The 14877-nt window shown below is 70.5% G+C and carries 13 protein-coding genes and 1 pseudogene; 4 read left to right on the forward strand and 10 right to left on the reverse strand.

Annotated features, from left to right (window positions below):
• Nucleotides 1–51 precede the first annotated feature (51 nt).
• The 6 genes from ACIBK4_RS37990 to ACIBK4_RS38015 all read right to left on the reverse strand — a co-directional run bounded on the left by ACIBK4_RS37990 (nucleotide 52) and on the right by ACIBK4_RS38015 (nucleotide 5275).
• On the reverse strand, nucleotides 52–1308 hold the full coding sequence (locus tag ACIBK4_RS37990) for an RNA polymerase sigma factor (RefSeq protein ID WP_399002482.1): 1257 nt from the start codon (nucleotides 1306–1308) through the stop codon (nucleotides 52–54).
• The gene (locus ACIBK4_RS37995) at nucleotides 1305–1646 is read right to left on the reverse strand and encodes a YciI family protein (RefSeq protein WP_399002484.1); all 342 of its coding nucleotides are present in this window, start codon (nucleotides 1644–1646) and stop codon (nucleotides 1305–1307) included. Before ACIBK4_RS37995 ends, ACIBK4_RS37990 begins: the two co-directional genes overlap by 4 nt.
• Nucleotides 1643–2380, reverse strand: a complete 738-nt coding sequence (locus ACIBK4_RS38000) for a nuclear transport factor 2 family protein (RefSeq protein ID WP_399002486.1) — start codon at nucleotides 2378–2380, stop codon at nucleotides 1643–1645. Before ACIBK4_RS38000 ends, ACIBK4_RS37995 begins: the two co-directional genes overlap by 4 nt.
• A gap of 160 nt (nucleotides 2381–2540) precedes the next feature.
• Complete coding sequence (locus tag ACIBK4_RS38005; protein WP_399002488.1) at nucleotides 2541–4073, reverse strand: MFS transporter; 1533 nt, start codon at nucleotides 4071–4073, stop codon at nucleotides 2541–2543.
• Between the two features lie 11 nt (nucleotides 4074–4084).
• A complete protein-coding gene (locus tag ACIBK4_RS38010; RefSeq protein WP_399002490.1) occupies nucleotides 4085–4498 on the reverse strand; it encodes a VOC family protein in 414 nt (137 codons plus the stop codon).
• A 6-nt stretch (nucleotides 4499–4504) separates the two neighbouring features.
• The gene (locus ACIBK4_RS38015) at nucleotides 4505–5275 is read right to left on the reverse strand and encodes an SDR family NAD(P)-dependent oxidoreductase (protein ID WP_399002492.1); all 771 of its coding nucleotides are present in this window, start codon (nucleotides 5273–5275) and stop codon (nucleotides 4505–4507) included.
• Nucleotides 5276–5442: 167 nt separating this feature from the next.
• On the opposite strand from ACIBK4_RS38015, the gene ACIBK4_RS38020 reads away from it, so the two are divergent.
• The 3 genes and pseudogenes from ACIBK4_RS38020 to ACIBK4_RS38030 form a co-directional block, all read left to right on the forward strand.
• Complete coding sequence (locus ACIBK4_RS38020) at nucleotides 5443–6270, forward strand: class I SAM-dependent methyltransferase (protein WP_399002494.1); 828 nt, start codon at nucleotides 5443–5445, stop codon at nucleotides 6268–6270.
• A gap of 290 nt (nucleotides 6271–6560) precedes the next feature.
• Nucleotides 6561–7700, forward strand: coding sequence for a transcription termination factor Rho (gene rho / locus ACIBK4_RS38025; protein WP_399002496.1), 1140 nt, complete (start codon nucleotides 6561–6563; stop codon nucleotides 7698–7700).
• A gap of 173 nt (nucleotides 7701–7873) precedes the next feature.
• A pseudogene (locus ACIBK4_RS38030) lies at nucleotides 7874–8689 on the forward strand (D-alanyl-D-alanine carboxypeptidase family protein); the annotation flags it as partial.
• Nucleotides 8690–8748: 59 nt separating this feature from the next.
• Here ACIBK4_RS38030 and ACIBK4_RS38035 read toward each other — a convergent pair.
• Nucleotides 8749–10125, reverse strand: a complete 1377-nt coding sequence (locus tag ACIBK4_RS38035) for a glycosyltransferase 87 family protein (protein ID WP_399002498.1) — start codon at nucleotides 10123–10125, stop codon at nucleotides 8749–8751.
• On the reverse strand, nucleotides 10122–11516 hold the full coding sequence (gene mptB, locus ACIBK4_RS38040; RefSeq protein ID WP_399002500.1) for a polyprenol phosphomannose-dependent alpha 1,6 mannosyltransferase MptB: 1395 nt from the start codon (nucleotides 11514–11516) through the stop codon (nucleotides 10122–10124). The genes ACIBK4_RS38035 and mptB overlap by 4 nt, the downstream gene beginning before the upstream one ends.
• A 170-nt stretch (nucleotides 11517–11686) precedes the next feature.
• Between mptB and ACIBK4_RS38045 the strand changes: the two genes are divergently transcribed.
• The gene (locus tag ACIBK4_RS38045) at nucleotides 11687–12454 is read left to right on the forward strand and encodes an alpha/beta fold hydrolase (RefSeq protein WP_399002502.1); all 768 of its coding nucleotides are present in this window, start codon (nucleotides 11687–11689) and stop codon (nucleotides 12452–12454) included.
• 6 nt (nucleotides 12455–12460) lie between these two features.
• Here the strand turns inward: ACIBK4_RS38045 and ACIBK4_RS38050 are convergent, their stop codons facing one another.
• Both ACIBK4_RS38050 and aspA read right to left on the reverse strand, forming a co-directional pair.
• Nucleotides 12461–13393: a glutaminase gene (locus ACIBK4_RS38050; protein ID WP_399002504.1), complete on the reverse strand. Its 933-nt coding sequence runs from the start codon at nucleotides 13391–13393 to the stop codon at nucleotides 12461–12463.
• A gap of 50 nt (nucleotides 13394–13443) precedes the next feature.
• A complete protein-coding gene (gene aspA, locus ACIBK4_RS38055; RefSeq protein ID WP_399002506.1) occupies nucleotides 13444–14853 on the reverse strand; it encodes an aspartate ammonia-lyase in 1410 nt (469 codons plus the stop codon).
• Between the last annotated feature and the right edge of the window lie 24 nt (nucleotides 14854–14877).

Below are 14877 nucleotides of genomic sequence, written 5' to 3' on the forward strand. Positions count from 1 at the left end.
ATCGGAACCTCCGGTGTCGTAGGGCGTTTTCACCCCACCGACGAACGGCCCCTACGCGGATCGACACTCCGCGAGCCGCCGTTCCAGGAACCTGCGCTCCGCCGCGTTCTCCACCAATTCCAGGGCTCGTTGGTACGCAACGGCCGCCTCCGTCGTACGGCCGCTGCGGCGCAGCAGATCGGCGCGGGTCGCGGGCAGCAGGTGGTAGTCGGCGAGTTCGCCCGAGCGCTCCAACTTGGCCACCAACTCCAGTCCGGCGTCCGGGTGTTGGGCCATGCCGACGGCCACGGCCCGGTTCAGGCGCACCACGGCGGAAGGTACGAAGCGCTCCAACTCCCCGTACAGGCCCGCGATATCGGCCCAGTCGGTGTCGGCGGCGGTGGGCGCGGTGGTGTGGCAGGCGGCGATCGCGGCCTGGATCTGGTACGGCCCGGGGCGGCCCCGGCGCAGCGCGGTCTCCAACAGGTCGGCGCCCTCGTCGACTTCGGCCCGGTCCCATGCCGTACGGTCCTGGTCCTCCAGGGTCACCAACTCCCCCGCCGCGTCCACGCGCGTGCCGCGGCGGGCGTCGTGCAGCAGCAACAGGGCCAGCAGACCGCGGACTTCGGGCTCGTCCGGCATCAGGCGAGCGAGCACGCGGGCCAGCCGGATCGCCTCCGCGCAGAGGTTCGTCCGCACCAACTCGGCGCCGGACGTGGCCGCATAGCCCTCGTTGAAGAGGAGGTAGACCACGCCCAGGACGCCCGTCGTGCGCTCGGGCAGCAGATGCGCGGGCGGCACCCGGTACGGGATGCCGGCGTTGCGGATCTTCTTCTTGGCGCGCACGAGCCGTTGCGCCATGGTCGCCTCGGGGACGAGGAAGGCACGGGCGATCTCGGGGGTGGTCAGGCCCGCGAGCGTGCGCAGGGTCAGGGCGACCCGGGCCTCGATCGGCAGCGCGGGGTGACAGCAGGTGAACACCAGCCGCAGCCGGTCGTCCTCGACCCCGCTGTCGTCGCCGTCGTACTCCGGGTCGTACGGTCCCTCGTCCCGCCCCAGCACCGCGACCTCCCGCAGTTTCGCCGCTCCGACCGCCTCCCGGCGCAGGACGTCGAGGGCGCGGTTGCGGGCGGTGGTGGTCAGCCAGGCGCCGGGGCGGAGCGGAATGCCGTCGCGCCGCCACCGGTCGAGTGCCTGGGCGAAGGCGTCCTGCGCGCACTCCTCCGCGAGGTCCCAGTCGCCGGTCACCCGGATCAGGGTGGCGACGACCTGGCCCCACTCCTCGCGGAAGGCGGCGGCGACCGCGCCCTCGACGTCCGGCACGCTCACTCCCAGACCGGCCGCACCTCGACCGAGCCGCCGGCCAGCGCGGCGGGGTGCCGGGAGGCCAGCGAGATCGCCTCGTCGAGATCGGCGACCTCGATGATGTCGATGCCGGCGACGTACTCCTTGGACTCGACGAACGGCCCGTCGCTGAGCAGGACTTCATCGCCCTGGACGCGCACGGTGGTCGCGTCGCTGGACGGCCGCAGTCGTGCTCCGCCGCGCATCAGGTCGCGGCCGCGGACCTCCTCGATGTACGAGGTGAAGCGGGGGTCGTCGGCGATCTCCTCGGGGCTGAGTTCCTCGCCGTCGACGGGGGTGCAGATGAGCAGGGCGTACTTCATGACCGCTCCTCGTTCTTCGGAGCCGCGACCGAGACGTGTTCGTGGACGATCTGCCAGCGCAGGCCCGCGTTGCGGTAGCCGGTGGTCACACGCAGGACGTCGTCCAGCGGCGCGCCGCCGGCAAGGGTGCCGCGCAGCCGGACGAGGGCGTTGCCGAAGGCGATGGACTCGTCGACGCGGACCCGGAACTCCAGGACCTCACGGATCACCGGACCGGTGACGCTCGCGAAGACGCCCTCCATGGCCTTGCGGAAGGCGTCGATGCCTTGCGCTTCCAGGCCGGTGGTGAAGTGGAAGGCCTCCACGTCCGGCGCGTAGCAGGCGACGACGCGGTCTACGTCCCGTTCGCGGGCCGCGTCGGTCAGCTCGGCGTCGAGCGCGCGGATCTCCGCCTCGCCCTCCTCCTCGCCGTCCATCGGCCAGAACGGGCGCACCTCCATGGCACCGATGGTGGCCACGGGGTGCCGGGCGGCGGCCTCGACGGCCTCCTCCAGGCTGTCGCACTCCAGGATGTCGTACCCGGCGACGTACTCCTTGGTCTCCGCGAACGGCCCGTCGGTGCGCAGCACTTCACCGCCGCGCACCCGCACGGTGACGGCGTCGGCGGGCGCCGCGAGCCGGTGCCCGTGCAGCCGTACGTTCCGGTCGCCGAGCTCCTCCACCCAGGGTTCCACGGGTGCCATCCCCGAGCCGTCGGCAGTGTCGTCGCCACACACGAGCAGCATGTATTTCATGGGTCCTCCCGGTCCTCGATGAGCTTCCTACACCCCACCGACGAACGCGACCGAACCGGATCGACACCCCGCCGAGAAAAAAACCCGGATCCACGAAACAACACGGAGAGGCCGGGACACCGACCCCGGCCTCTCCCCTACGACCCGTACGACCTGGCTACTACGCGGTGGCGGCCTGCACCGACGGCTCCCCCGCCCCCACGGCCGCGCGCTCGGTGTTCTTGCGCACCAGCAGCAGGGTGACCACCGCGCCCAGCAGCGAGGCGCAGCCGCAGATCACCACACCGATGGCCATGCCGTGGCCGAGCGCGGTCTGCGCTGCGGCCTTGGCCTGCGCGCTGCCCGCGTTGACGACGGCGAGCGGACCGGCCGCCTTCTCCATGCCCGCGTCGGCCCCGCTGAGCTTTCCGACCAGGGCGGAGGACGCGAGGCTCATCGCGATCGTGGAAATCACGGCCGGGCCGAGCCCCTGCCCGAACTCACGGACCAGGCTGGTCGCGCCGCTGGCCATGCCGGTCATGTTGATCGGTACGGCGTTCACGGCGGCGGAGGTCAGCGAGGACACCACGCAGATGAAGCCGATGCCGAGCAGCAGCACCGGGCCGATGAAGGCGGCCAGGGAGGTGGTGGTGATGGGCAGCGCGGCGATCCAGAACTGTCCGGCGGCCATGGGCAGCAGCCCGCCCATCAGCAGCCAGCGGGCGTCGATCTTCGTCAGCATCCGGCTGAGCACCGGTGCCAGCAGCAGGGGGATCAACTGCAGGATCACGAACGGCATTCCGGCCCGCAGCGCGCTCAGGTGCATCACCGCGCCGAGGCGGATCGAGACGCAGTACGCCGTACCGATGAAGCCGAACATGCCGGCCAGGGCGACGACGGCCGCCGCCGCGAAGGACGGGATCTTCAGCAGGTCGAGGTTGAACATCGGCGAGGCCGCGCGGGTCTCCGCGACGACGAACCCGGTGAGCGCTACGGCGGCCAGGGCCAGCGAGCCGACGATCGCCGCGCTGCCCCAGCCGCGGTCGCCGCCCTCGATGATGCCCCAGAGCAGGGCGGTGAGACCGACGGCGATGGTGATCTGCCCGGGCCAGTCCAGCGCACGGCCCTCGGGCGCCTTCGAGTCGGTGACGAGCTTCCACGAGGTGACCGCGACGACGAGACCGAGGACGACCGGCGGTACGAACGCCCAGCGGAAGTCGGCGACCGTGGCGAGGATCCCGGAGGACAGCGGGCCGAGCGCGGAGGCCAGCGAGATCGACAGCGCCCAGGTGGAGACGGCTTTCGCCCGGTCCTTGCCGTCCGGTGTGGCCGCCGCGATGACCGCGAGGGAACTGGGGAAGAGCGCGGCGGCGCCGATGCCGGCCAGGGCCTGCCCGGTCCACATCATGGTGATGTTCTGCGAGGTGGAGTTGAGGAGTTCACCGAGCGCGAGGACGAGCCCGCCGAGCACCAACAGCCGCTTGCGTCCGAAGAGATCGCCGACCACTCCGAAATTCAGTTCCAGAATGGCGGTGGGGAGAATGAAGGCGGAGGTGACCCAGGCGACCTGGGAACCCGACGCACCGAATGCGGCCTGAATTTCTCCGTTGATGGGCGAGGGAACCGTAATGCACAACTGTGCCGCCGCGACCGCGAGACAGCACGCTATGAGTGTTCCGGGGTCCAGTCTTTTCAAGGAGGTCGAATCCGTCATCGTGCGTGCCCTCACTCTGCGTTTTTCTCTATGAGTTCGATGAGATTTCCCTCGGGGTCACTGACCCAGGCCATGCGCACTCCGGGCTCGGGGGACGGCCCGGGTGCCATGACCTCGCCCGCGCCATGGGCCACCAACGCGCCATGAACGGGGTCGAGTTCGGGGGTGGTGACCGCGAAGTGCCCGTATCCCTCGGTGAGGGCGGCGGTCAGCGGGTCCGGCGCGCGCAGGCCGGGGGCGGAACCGGGTCTGGCGAGCAACTCGATCCGCCAGCCCCGCGGATGCTCCAGGACGACCCCGCGCAGACCGAGCCCTTCGAGGTGGAACTCGAAGACGGTCTTGAGCCCGAACGCGCCCTGGTACCAAGCGACTTGGGCCGCCAGATCCCGTACGTTGACGCCCACGTGGTCGAGTCGGGTGGTCACGGCGGCTCAGCCCGCCATCGCGCTGTCGCCGCCGTCGACCATGAGGTTGGCGCCGTTGACGAAGGCCGCCTCGTCGGAGCAGAGGAACGCGGCGGCCCGCGCGATGTCCTCGGGCTGTCCCACCCGCCCGACCGGGATGCGCGCCTCCAACTGCGCCTTGGGACCGTCCGGATCGTCGAGGAAGGACGCGGTCGCGGAGGTGCGGGTCATGCCCGGCGCGATGGTGTTGACCCGGATGCGGTGCGGAGCACCGGCCGCACACAGATGCAGGCTCATCGCCAACACCCCGCCTTTGGCGGCCCCGTGGGGCACCATCGGCATGAACGGCGCCCCGCGTACGGCGGCCACGGAGGCGACATTGAGCACGGCCCCACCACCCCGCGCGATCAGGTGCGGCCAGGCAGCCTGGGTGCAGAAGTAGGGGACGTCCAGCTCGTTCTTGATGGTGAAGTACCAGTCCTCGGCGGGCATCGTCTCGAACGGCCCGTTCCGCAGCGCGGAGGCGTTGTTGTAGAGGATGTCGATCCCGCCGAAGGCAACGACCCCGGCCTCGATCCACTCGTGGGCACCACCCTGGGTGGACAGATCAACCGGAGCCAGCGACCGCATGATTCCGCCGGCCTTTTCGACAAGTTCCACGGTCTCGGCCGCACTGTCCTCGTCAATGTCACAACCGAAGACTTCAGCGCCCTCCCCCGCGAATATCAGCGCCGCGGCCCGCCCGATTCCCGCCCCCGTTCCACTGATGAAAGCGATTTTCCCGGCCAGTCGACCCATGATTGCCAAGTCCCTTGTCCCGTGCCGCCGTGGTGCGGTGGTGGCAGCGTAGGTACGGCCATTGGCGAGAACAAGAAATGGGTCGATGAAGGGCCATCGGGGGTTCGTATGGCTGGTATGAGGCGCGAAGCCCGGAACTCCGCACAGCAGCACGGCAGGATGTCCGCATGAGCACCGACGACCAGACCCGCCTCATGCGCGCCAACCAGGCCAACTGGGACGCCCGCACCCCCGTCCACCTCGCGAGCCGCTTCTACGGCCTCGACGGGAACCCGGACCCGGCCCGCTGGTTCGCCTCCTTCGAGTGGGACGACCTCGGCGACCTGACGGGCAAGGACGTCCTCCACCTCCAGTGCCACCTCGGCACGGAGACCCTCGCGTTCGCGCAACGCGGGGCGCGGGCCACGGGCCTCGACTTCTCCGAGGCCTCCGTGACGGCCGCGAACGGCATCGCGGCGAAGGCGGGCCTCGACGTCGACTACGTACAGGCGAACGTGTACGACGCCGTGGAGGCCCTGGGGCAACGGCAGTTCGACGTCGTGTACACCGGCAAGGGCGCCCTGTGCTACCTGCCCGACCTCCCGCGCTGGGCGGACGTGATCGCCCAACTCCTGCGCCCCGGCGGCCTGTTGTACATCGTCGAGTTCCACCCCTTGCTCAACTCGCTCGGCCCGAAGCCGGCTCCGGACGAGGGACCGGAACTACTCCTGCGCCACGACTACCTGGGCGGCGGAGGCCCGGTGCACCGGGACGCGACGTTCACGTACACCGACGGCCCGGCCGTGGCGGGGGCGACCGACAGCTACGAGTGGATGCACGGAATAGACGAAGTCATCAACGCGTTGACGACAGCGGGACTGAACATCCGGCGGCTCCGCGAGAGCGACGAGTTGCCGTGGCCGCGCTGGCCGCAGATGGTCCGCACCGAGACCGGCTGGTGGCGCCTGCCCGAGCCGAGGATCCCCCTCCTGTACGGCCTCCTGGCAAGCCGCTGAGCCCTGCGTCACACCCAGACCGCACCGGGTGTGCTACGGTGCGGTCAGCACTTGTGCACGCCCCGTTGTGGGCGCCGGTGCCAGAACCACTTCTCTCCCGCCGAACGGCCCGTCGATCTCCGACCGGCACACCGGCTTCTCCACACCACTTCGTGACCGGCGTCCTTCCGCCGTACCCGAGGTGATGTTCCCCGCCGCCCCGAGGAGCGCTTGTCCGCCCTCCACCTGCGGCTTCTCCCCCCTTCCTTCCGCATGACCCATGCATCCCGTCCTTGAAAGGACCCCCCATCATGACCACCACACTCGAACCCCCAGTACAGGAACAGCCCCGCGTCCAGACCGCCACCGGTGTCCTCGACATCGACGGCAACGGGAAGGGGCACCTGCGAGCGCTGAACTGCCAGGCCTCGCCCACCGACCTCCAGGTCTCCCCCGCGCTGATCCGCCGTCACGGCCTGCGCAAGGGTGACCTCCTGGAAGGCGTCCGCGGCGGCCAACGCGCCCTGACCGAGGTCGCGTTCGTCAACGGGCAGACGCCCGCCGAACTGCGCGGCCGACGCCACTTCCGTGACCTGACCCCACTGCACCCGCGTGAGCGGCTGCACCTCGAACACCCGGCGGCCGGCCTGACCGGACGCGTCGCCGACCTGATCGCCCCCGTCGGCAAGGGCCAGCGCGGGCTCATCGTTGCCCCGCCCAAGACCGGCAAGACCGTACTGCTCCAGCAGATCGCGGCCGCCGTCGCCGGCAACCACCCCGAGGCCCACCTCATGGTCCTGCTGCTCGACGAACGTCCCGAGGAAGTCACCGACATGCGGCGCTCCGTGCGCGGCGAGGTGTACGCCTCCACCTTCGACAAGGCCCCCAAGCAGCACATCGCACTGGCCGAGCTCGTGATCGAGCGGGCCAAGCGGCTCGTCGAGGCCGGCGAGGACGTGGTGATCCTCCTCGACTCGCTGACCCGCCTGTGCCGGGCCCACAACAACGCGGCCGCGTCCGGTGGCCGTACCCTCAGCGGCGGTGTCGACTCGACCGCGCTGATCGGCCCGAAGAAGTTCTTCGGCGCCGCCCGCCTCGCCGAGGAGGGCGGCTCCCTCACCATCCTCGCCACCGCACTGGTGGAGACCGGCTCGCTCGCCGACAACGTCTACTTCGAGGAACTCAAGAGCACCGGCAACATGGAACTCCGCCTCAGCCGCGACCTGGCCTCCCGCCGCGTGTTCCCGGCCGTGGAGATCAACCCGTCCGGCACCCGCCGCGAGGAACTCCTCCTCACCCAGGCCGAGTTGACGGCAGTACGGGGCCTGCGCAGGGCCCTCCAGTCCAGGGACGGCCAGGGCAGCACAGAAACGCTGCTGGAGCGCATGCGAGCCACCCCGGACAACGCAACGTTCCTACGCCAGATCCAACCGACTCTGCCTTCCAACTGACCTGGGCCGGGTTTCCCCAGGGGCGCGGGGCTGTGTCGATTTGCGGCTCCGTCGCGTGGGCGCGACCAGCCCCCACCGGCCGTCAGACGAATCACTAGCGCATCCGGGTATTCACTCCCCCCACTCGGCCCCGCCAGCCCCCTCCACGCCGACTCCGTTCCTACGTTTGCGGTATGACAATCGGATTCCCACCCCGGATCACCGTGTCGGCCTGCGCCCTCTGCCTAGCGGGCGCCCTCGCGTTGACGCCCGTCGCGGCGGCAGCCCACACCGGGACGGATCCCGGCACAGCGACACCCCCACCAACACTCCTGAACCACCAAGACACCCAGGTCAGACCCCACCCCGGCGCCCCCACCGTCCCGGACGTCTCCGCCCTCTCCTGGCTCGTCGCAGACACCCGTACCGGCGAAGTCCTGGCCGCCCACGACGCCCACCGCAAACTCCCACCCGCCAGCACCCTCAAGACACTGTTCGCACTGACCGTCCTCCCGGTCCTCCCCGGAGGAATCCAACACCGGGTCAGCGAACAGGACCTGGCAGGCATCGGCGAGGGCAGCAGCCTGGTCGGAGTCGAGGAAGGCCACACCTACCGCGTAGCCGACCTGTGGCGCGGAGTCTTCCTCAACTCCGGCAACGACGCCGTGCACGTCCTCGCCTCCCTCAACGGCGGCTGGGAGACCACGGCCACCCGCATGCAGGCCAAGGCCCGCACTCTCGGCGCGCTCGACACGCACGTCGTCTCACCGGACGGCTACGACACGGACGGCCAGGTGTCCTCCGCCTACGACCTCGCGGTGTTCGGCCGCGCCGGCCTGCACAACGCGGACTTCGCGCGCTACTGCTCCACCGCCGAGGCACAATTCCCCGGCGAGGGATCGTCGTACGGCATCCAGAACACCAACCGGCTCCTGACGGGCAACGACGGTGTCGAGCGGTATCCGGGGATCATCGGGGTGAAGAACGGCTACACCACGCACGCCGGCAACACCCTTGTGGCAGCGGCCCGTCGGGGCGGGCGGGCGCTCGTCGTCACGGTGATGAATCCTCAGGCGGGCGGTGGTTTCACCGTGTACGAGGAGGCGCGCGAGCTGCTCGACTGGGGTTTCGCGGCGGCCGGGCGGGTCGACCCGGTGGGGTCGCTGGACGCGTTGCGGGCCAGGCCGAGGCAGGGCCCCGCAGCCGTGCCGGTGGCCGCGGCGGTCGTACCGGACGAGGGTCCCGGATGGGCCGAGACCGCGGCGATCGTGGCCGCCGCCGTGCTCGGCGCGGGCGCGGTGGTGGCGGCGATCCGGCTCAAGATCAGGCGGCTCCCGCCGGTCTGACCCGTCGGCAGCCACAGCAGCAGGCCGAGCGTGATCCAGGTGTACGCGTTGCTGCCGAGGAAGCCGTCGATGCCCGAGGCGTCGTGGAACCACAGCCACACGACGCTCGTGCACATCACCGCGTACAGGCCGCCCGCGATCCGCGGGTGCCCGGAGCGGACCAGCACGGCGAAGGCCGGCAGCAGCCACACGAGGTGGTGCACCCAGGTGATCGGGCTGATCAGACACGCGGTCAGCCCGGTCAGCGCGAACGCGGCCGTCCAGTCCCCCACGACGACCGCGCGGCGCGCCCGCACCGCCCACACGCCCAGCACGAGCAGGACGGCCGCCGCCCACACCGGGCGGCCCGTCTCACCGAGCCGGGCCAGGACGCCTTGCAGGGACTGGTTGGAGACGTAGTCGAGGCGGCCCACCCGGGTCGTGTCCCACATCGCCTGCGTCCAGTAGAACTTCGAGGCGTCCGGGACCACCAGGGCCGCTAGTCCGGTCGCCGCGAGCGCCACAGCCGTCGCCACCGCGGCGGCTTTCCAGCGTCTGGTCAGCAGCAACAAGCCGATGAACAGGGCCGGCGTGAGCTTGATCGCCGCCGCGAGGCCGATGCCCACGCCCGCCCAGCGACCCCGGCCGGTGGAGAGCAGCCAGCCGTCGCCGAGGACGAGGGCCAGCAGCAGGAGGTTCACCTGCCCGAAGCTGAAGGTGTCGCGCAACGGCTCGAACAGCGCCAGCCCGCACGCCACCAGCGCCCACCCGAACCAGCCGTACCGCCGCCATCCGGGTCCGGCCAGGATGCGCAGCACTACGGCGAGCGCCGCCAGGTTGAGGACGAGTGCGGCGACGATCGCGGCGCCGAGGCCGAGGTAGCCCATCGGGGCCATGCTGACGGCGGCGAACGGCGGGTAGGTGAAGCCGTAGGTCGTCCCGGGCACGTGGTAGTCGTAGATCCGGCCGCCGTGGTGGAGCCAGGTGTGGACGGTGCCGTAGTAGACGCGCAGGTCGAACCAGTCGCGCAGGAGCGGGACGGTCGCGGTGAAGGCGGCGACCACGGCGGCGAGGGTCAGTACCAGGAGGACGCGGCCGCGGTCGGTGGTGGGTGTTCTCATGCCGTACGTCCCAGGGCCGGGGCCTCGGCGGCCTGGCGGGCCTGCCAGAGGACGACGATCGCGAGGACGCCGCCGGAGACGGCCAGCACGAGTTGTCCGATGTCGGCGGGGCCGCCGCTGGGCAGGACGGCGAGGGCGAGAACGCCTGTCACGGCGGCCACCCGGTGCCGTACGGACGTGCTCGGCGCGGCGGCTGCGATGAGGAACAGGCCCCACAGGGCGTACCAGGGGCGGATCGCCGGGCCGAAGGCGGCGACGACCGCGAGACTCAGGCCGAGGGCGTAGACCGGGCTGGGGCGCAGGCGGAACCATATGGCGAGGACGGCCGCGCCGGTGACCGCGAGGCCGAGGGCGTGCCAGGCCGGGACGGCGAAGGGCGCGAGGTCGCTGCCGAGGTGTTTCAGCAGGGCGCCGGTGGCGCGGCCGAGGAGGCTGGTGAGGGCCCAGTTGTGCGCCGAGACGGGGGTGTCGAGGGCGCCGATCCAGCCGTAGCCCGTGCCCGCGATCGCGGTCGCCGCGACCGTGGTGGCCGCCGACGCCACGACGGTCGTCGTGACGGCCTTGGCCGGGCGGTGGCCCGCGCGGATCTGGAGGAGCACGACCGCGGCGAGACCGAGCGCGGCCGGTGCCTTGACCAGGGCGGCGAGCGTGACGAGTACGGCGCCCAGGATCGGCCAGCGGCCCAGGGCGGCGACCAGGCCGATGCCGAGCAGCCCGAGCATGATCGCGTCGTTGTGGGCGCCCGCGACGAGGTGCAGCAGCACGAGCGGGTTGAGGGCGCCGAGCCAGAGCGCGGCGGCCGGGTCGGCGCCACTGTGCCGGGCGAGCCGGGGCAGCGCGGCGGCCATCAGACCCACCCCGAGGAGCGCGACGAGCCGCATCCCGAAGAGCCCGGCGGGCAGTTCGCCGCGGGTCAGCCCGGACAGCGCCGAGGCGACGGCCAGGAACACCGGGCCGTACGGCGCGCCCGTGTGCTGCCAGAGCGGGGCGACCTCGTCGGCGAGGGGCCCGCCGAGTGTGGCGGGGCCGTGCGCGTAGACGTCCATGTGGGCGTCGACCATGGCGCCCTGCGCGAGATAGCTGTAGACGTCCCGGCTGAACAGCGGTGGCGCGAGCAGCAGCGGGGACGCCCACACCGCGAGGACCAGGAACAGGGAACGCGGGGTCGGCGGTTCCGCGCTGCGGATCAGCTTGCCCAGCAGCAGCCAGGCAGCTATCAGCAGGACGACACCGAAGTAGACCCCGACCAGCCCGAGCGCGGCCTGCGCCGAGGCCGGGGAGAAGAGGTCGGCGGCCGGGAGCGCCCCGGCCGTCTCACCGCCCAGCGCGAGGACGGCGGTTCCGGCCAGACCGAGTACCTGGCAGCGACGGAGATCGACGGGAAAAGCCATGGCCAACACTCGCCAAGCGTGTCAACGCCGGATGGCGGGAAAGCGACCTGCCGCTCTCCGCGCGGCGGACTGCGCGTGACCTCCGTGTGATCGGGCCCAGGTACCGATGATTTCTCTGTCCGCGACCGGTCTCCCCTCATGACCGACTTCCGCAGAACGGACGTGACGTGATGACCGTGCCGACCAGCTCCGCCCGCACCAAGGTGAACGGCCAGGAGATGTACTACGAGATCCATGGCACCGAACGCGAGGACCGGCGCCCGCTGGTGCTGCTGCACGGCGGTGTCCAAACCGTCGGGCTGGCCTTCGGGACGATGCTGCCCGCGCTGTCCGCCGAGCGGTACGTGATCGCCCCCGAGCTCCAGGGCCACGGCCACACCCCCGACACCGACCGGGCCATGACGATCCCGGACCTGGCCTCCGACGTGGTGGCACTGCTCGACGAACTCGGCGTCCCGCAGGCCGACTTCATCGGGTTCAGCCTCGGTGGGCTGGTCGCGCTGGAGATCGCGGTCCGGTACCCGGAGCGGGTCGGACGACTCGTACCGGCCGCCGTCGCGTACTCCCAGGACGGCTTCCACGACGAGGTCCGCGCCCCCGACTTCAACTCGCCCCGGCTGCCCAGCCAGGCGGACTTCCAGGAGATGGCCGACGCCTACGCGGCCGTCGCACCGCACCCCGAGCACTTCCAGGACTTCTTCGCCAAGTGCTCGGCGGCGGCGAACGCCCCGCTGCCCTGGACCGCCGACGACCTGCGCACGCTCAGCGCGCCCACGCTCCTTGTCATCGGCGACACGGACTTCTTCCGCATCGAGCACCTCGCCGAGATGCACCGGCTGATCCCCGACGCACAGCTCGCCGTGCTGCCCGGCACCACGCACATGGAGGTCATGCGGCGGAAGGTGCTGCTGCCCCTGCTCACCGAGTTCCTGGGCTGACGACGCTCAGAACACCGACACACCCGTCAGGGTCGTGAACCGGTCGAGGGCGGCGACCCCGGCCACCGAGTTCCCCCGTTCGTCGAGTCCCGGGCTCCACACGGCGAGCGTGCACCGGCCCGGGACGATCGCGATGATCCCGCCGCCCACCCCGCTCTTGCCGGGCAGCCCCACCCGGTAGGCGAACTCGCCCGCCGCGTCGTACGTCCCGCACGTCAGCATCACCGCGTTGACCTGTTTGGCCTGCGTGAGGCTGAGCAGCCGGGAACCGTCGGCGCGAATGCCGTGCCGGGCCAGGAACCCTGCGGCGAGGGCGAGATCGGCGCAGGACGCCTCGATCGAGCACTGCCGGAAGTACTGGTCCAGGAGGACGGGCACCTCGTTGTCGATGTTGCCGTAGGACTTCATGAAGTGGGCGAGGGCCGCGTTGCGGTCACCGTTCGCGGACTCGGAGGCGGCGACGTCCTTGTCGAAACCGAGGGACGGGTTCCCGCTCTCCGCACGCAGGAACGCGAGCAGCTCACCGGCGGCGTCTCCGGTACGGGTCTGGAGGCGGTCGGTGACGACGAGCGCGCCCGCGTTGATGAACGGGTTGCGCGGGATACCGCTCTCGTACTCCAGCTGGACAAGGGAGTTGAAGGGGTTGCCGGAGGGCTCGCGGCCCACGTGCTCCCACAGCTCGTCGCCCTCGCGGGCCAGGTCGAGGGCGAGGGTGAAGACCTTGGTGATGGACTGCGTGGAGAACGGCTGCCGCCAGTCCCCCACGCCGTACACCGTGCCGTCCAGCTCCGCGACGGCCATGCCGAAGCGGCGCGGGTCGCAGGCGGCGAGCGCCGGGATGTAGTCGGCGGGCCGGCCGCGGCCGGGGGTCCGCTCGATCTCACCGGCGATGCGCTCCAGGACCGGCTGGAAGGCCATGGATGGGGACATGATCACCATTGTGCCTCCGGGCCGGTCCTGGTGCGCGCTCGCATGTCGGACGACGCGGATCAGACGGCCACGGGACCACTGCCGGCCAGGACCTCGGGCCGCAGCAGGGCCGCAAGGGTCTCGGCGGGCAACAGCCCCTTCTCCAGGACGAGTTCGGCCACACCCCGGCCGGTGGCGAGGGCCTCCTTGGCGATGTCGGTGGCGGCCGTGTACCCGATGTGCGGGTTCAGCGCGGTGACCAGCCCGATGGAGTTCTCCACGCTCGCGCGCAGCGCCTCCGTGTTGGCGGTGATGCCGTCCACGCACCGTTCGGCGAGCGTGACGCAAGCGGCGCTCAGATGCGTAATGCTCTCCGACAGCGAGTGCAGGATGATCGGCTCGAACGCGTTGAGCTGGAGCTGTCCGGCCTCGGCGGCCATCGTGATGGTGACGTCGTTGCCGATCACCTCGAAGGCGACCTGGTTGACGACCTCGGGGATCACCGGGTTGACCTTGCCCGGCATGATGCTCGAACCGGCCTGCACCGGCGGCAGGTTGATCTCCCCGAGCCCCGCACGCGGCCCCGAGGACAACAGCCGCAGATCGTTGCAGCTCTTCGACAGCTTGACCGCGACGCGCTTGAGCACCCCCGACATCTGCACGAACGCCCCACAGTCCTGCGTGGCCTCGACCAGATTGGCCGCCGTCACCAACGGCAGCCCGGTGATCTCCGAGAGATGCCGCCGAGCCGACTCCGCGTATCCAGCAGGTGCATTGAGCCCAGTCCCGATGGCCGTGGCCCCCAGGTTGATCTCATGGATCAACTGGACAGCCTCGTCAAGACGTTGACGATCCTCGTCAATCATGACCGCATACGCCGAGAACTCTTGACCGAGCGTCATCGGCACCGCGTCCTGCAACTGTGTACGGCCCATCTTGAGCACATCACGGAACTCAACAGCCTTACGGGCAAAGGCGTCCTGCAGTACAGCCATCGACGTGAGCAGTCCCTGCACGGCAAAGACTGTCGCTACCTTGACCGCCGTCGGATACACGTCATTGGTGGACTGCCCCAGGTTGACGTCCTCGTTCGGATGCAGGAACTGATACTCACCCTTGCCGTGCCCCAGCAACTCCAACGCCCGGTTCGCGACAACCTCGTTGGCGTTCATGTTGGTAGAGGTCCCGGCCCCACCCTGCACCACGTCCACCACGAACTGGTCATGCAGCTTCCCGCCCCGAATCTCCCGACAGGCGGCGACAATGGCACCCGCCTTCTCCGACGAGAGCAGCCCCAACTCCTCATTGGCGAGAGCAGCGGCCTCCTTGACGGCGGCCAGCGCATTGATCAAGTGCGGATAGATGGAGATCGGCGCCCCGGTGATGGGGAAGTTCTCCGTGGCCCGCAGGGTGTGAACACCCCAGTAGGCAGAGGCGGGTACATCCCGGTCTCCGAGCAGATCATGTTCGCGACGGCTGACGGCAGTCATGGGTTCCTTCCAACATCGTTCAGC

The organism is Streptomyces sp. NPDC050528 (genome assembly GCF_044457795.1).
GTDB lineage: Bacteria > Actinomycetota > Actinomycetes > Streptomycetales > Streptomycetaceae > Streptomyces.

Excerpts from the sequence above, each read along its gene's own strand:
- mptB (WP_399002500.1), bottom strand. The coding sequence starts at position 11,516 with ATGGCTTTTCCCGTCGATCTCCGTCGCTGCCAGGTACTCGGTCTGGCC.
- ACIBK4_RS38045 (WP_399002502.1), top strand. The coding sequence starts at position 11,687 with ATGACCGTGCCGACCAGCTCCGCCCGCACCAAGGTGAACGGCCAGGAG.
- ACIBK4_RS38005 (WP_399002488.1), bottom strand. The coding sequence starts at position 4,073 with ATGACGGATTCGACCTCCTTGAAAAGACTGGACCCCGGAACACTCATA.
- rho (WP_399002496.1), top strand. The coding sequence starts at position 6,561 with ATGACCACCACACTCGAACCCCCAGTACAGGAACAGCCCCGCGTCCAG.
- ACIBK4_RS38050 (WP_399002504.1), bottom strand. The coding sequence starts at position 13,393 with ATGGTGATCATGTCCCCATCCATGGCCTTCCAGCCGGTCCTGGAGCGC.
- aspA (WP_399002506.1), bottom strand. The coding sequence starts at position 14,853 with ATGACTGCCGTCAGCCGTCGCGAACATGATCTGCTCGGAGACCGGGAT.
- ACIBK4_RS38000 (WP_399002486.1), bottom strand. The coding sequence starts at position 2,380 with ATGAAATACATGCTGCTCGTGTGTGGCGACGACACTGCCGACGGCTCG.
- ACIBK4_RS37995 (WP_399002484.1), bottom strand. The coding sequence starts at position 1,646 with ATGAAGTACGCCCTGCTCATCTGCACCCCCGTCGACGGCGAGGAACTC.
- ACIBK4_RS38020 (WP_399002494.1), top strand. The coding sequence starts at position 5,443 with ATGAGCACCGACGACCAGACCCGCCTCATGCGCGCCAACCAGGCCAAC.
- ACIBK4_RS38015 (WP_399002492.1), bottom strand. The coding sequence starts at position 5,275 with ATGGGTCGACTGGCCGGGAAAATCGCTTTCATCAGTGGAACGGGGGCG.
- ACIBK4_RS38035 (WP_399002498.1), bottom strand. The coding sequence starts at position 10,125 with ATGAGAACACCCACCACCGACCGCGGCCGCGTCCTCCTGGTACTGACC.